Origin of the sequence: Aquabacterium sp. (assembly GCF_004297345.1) — a bacterium.
In the GTDB taxonomy this organism is placed as follows: Bacteria; Pseudomonadota; Gammaproteobacteria; order Burkholderiales; family Burkholderiaceae_C; genus Aquabacterium.
Window position 1 is genome coordinate 1 of the sequence record NZ_SCTN01000278.1, and the last position, 2,204, is coordinate 2,204.

2 protein-coding genes are annotated in these 2,204 nt (G+C 66.2%); both read right to left on the reverse strand.

Annotated features, from left to right (window positions below):
• The coding region (locus EPO09_RS09680; RefSeq protein ID WP_367200062.1) for an aminopeptidase P family N-terminal domain-containing protein at window positions 1-1,252 on the reverse strand (1,252 nt) is incomplete at its 3' end.
• 129 nt (window positions 1,253-1,381) lie between these two features.
• Window positions 1,382-2,204: FAD-dependent oxidoreductase (locus tag EPO09_RS09685; RefSeq protein WP_290642557.1), on the reverse strand; the 823-nt coding region annotated here is incomplete at its 5' end.

Genomic DNA, 2,204 nt, shown 5'->3' on the forward strand with positions numbered 1-2,204 from the left:
CATACTGCGCGCCGGAGTCGATCAGCAGCAGCCCTTCCTCGCACAGGCCTTGCGGTGTGCTGATCATGGCGTGCGATTCGGCCGTGGCGCGGTAGTGCGGCTGGGCGCCATTGGCATTGAAGCCGGCGATGGTGGGAAAGCTCAGCGAGACGTAGCCCGGCTGCTTTGCGCGCTCGGCACTCAGGCGCTCATCGATGGTCAGTTCGCTGATGTGCTCGCAGCCCAAGGCCTGCTCCAGCCAGGCGTAGAAGGTGCACATGGCGGCGCCATCTCGCTCCATGGTTTCCCGAATGAATCGCGCTTCATCATCGGTCTTGCGGGACTTGGCCAGCGTGGTCGGGTTGATGGCCTCGATCAGCTTGACGCCTGCGGGCACGGCTTCGCGCAAGCCCCAGGTGATGCGTTTGGGGTCGATCAGCAGCACACTGCCAACCGGCAAGGCCTTCATGGCGGACAAGGCTTGGTTGTAGGGCCGAACCGTGATGCCGTCGGCAGTCAGTTTGCTTTCCAACGCCGTATCAATCTTGCCTGGTGCCACAAACAAGGCGGCGTCATCCAGACCGATCAACGCATGGCCCAGGAACACCGGGTTGTAGTCCACATCGGCACCGCGCAGGTTCAGGACCCAGGCCAGGTCGTCCAGCGTGGCGATCCAGTGGTGGGTAGCACCCTTGTCCTGCATGGCCTGACGCAGCGCGGCGAGCTTGGCCGAGCGGGGCTTGGCTGCATAGGGCAGGGCGTGTTCAAACACGGCCGCCGCAGGCAAGGCGGGGCGATCGGGCCAGATGCCGTCCAGCACGTCTTCGCTGGTGTGCAGTTGCCAGCCCTTGGTCTTCAAGGCGTCCTGCAGCAGTTGCGTCTGGGCCAGGCCCATCACGGTGCCGTCAATGGCCAGGGTGGCGGGGCTGGGCAAGTCAGCCTGCTCAGCCAGCCATTGCACGTAGGCGGGCACGGCGGGGCCGTCGAGCTTGACCAGGTCCACGCCAGAGCCGGCCAGCTCGGCCTCGGCCTGCTCCCAATAACGGCTGTCCGTGAACACGGCGGCCTGGGTGGCTGAGACCAGCAAGGTGCCGGAAGAGCCCGTGAAGCCGCTGAGCCAGACACGGCCTTGCCAGCGGTCTGGCAGGTACTCGGAGAGGTGGGGGTCGCTGCTGGGGATGAGCGTGGCTTGCCAGCCCTTGTTCGCCATGTGCTGGCGCAAAGCCTGAAGGCGGGTGGAGACAGGGCTGGAGGCAGGTGCAGAGACGTTCACGGCGTGCAGACCGCGCTGGGGAGCGCGCATGAGGGACACAGGCCCCCATGTTGCCATGACACGGCTGGCCTCGGGCGGGCCAGGGGAAAGCGGTGGCGGGCGTCAGACACCCGGCCACCGGTTGCCGGCTTAGCGCGCTGGCGAAGGCTGCGCGGCCGGTGTGCCTTGCGAGCCGGTCGACGGGGTGACTGCCGGGGTAGCGGCCGTCACGCTCACGGGCGGCACGGGAGGCGGTGCCACGCGCACCAACATCGCGTTGGGCTCCAGCGCATGCGGGTCAGGGAAGACACGGGCGTGGCGCTGCGATGTGAAGTAGGCCCAGGCCCAGTCCATCATCACCACGGTGCGGTTGCGGAAGCCGATCAGGAAGTACACGTGCACGAACAGCCAGAACAGCCAGGCCGAGAAGCCGCTGAACTTGATCTGCTTTTTCGTGAACGGGATGTCCAGCATGGCCACGGCGGCGCGCTTGCCGATGGTGGCCATCGAGCCGTAGTCGAAGTAGCGGAAGGCCTGAGGCTCCAGACCCTTCATGCGGCGGATGATGTTGAACGCCGCCTTGCGGCCCATCTGCTTGGCGCCAGGGCTCACGCCGGGCACGGGCGTCGGGTTTTCCGGGTCCAGGTAGCTCTTGGCCGAGGCCAGGTCGCCTACCACGTAGATGTTGTTGTGGCCGGGAATGGTCAGGTCAGGCTGCACGATGACGCGGCCAGCGCGGTCAAGCTGGCAACCCGTGCTCTTGGCCAGCGCACGGCCCAGCGGCGAGGCCGCCACACCGGCCGCCCACACCACGGTGCGGCTGGGCAGGAAGTGCGAGACAGACTTGGTCGTGCCATCAGGCTGGGTTTCATTCAGATCGTAGTGGATGCCAAACGCGGTGATGTTGGTCACTTTGGCGCCCGTCAGCACCTCGGCACCCAGCATTTCCAGCTGTTCCTTGGCGCGCTTGGAC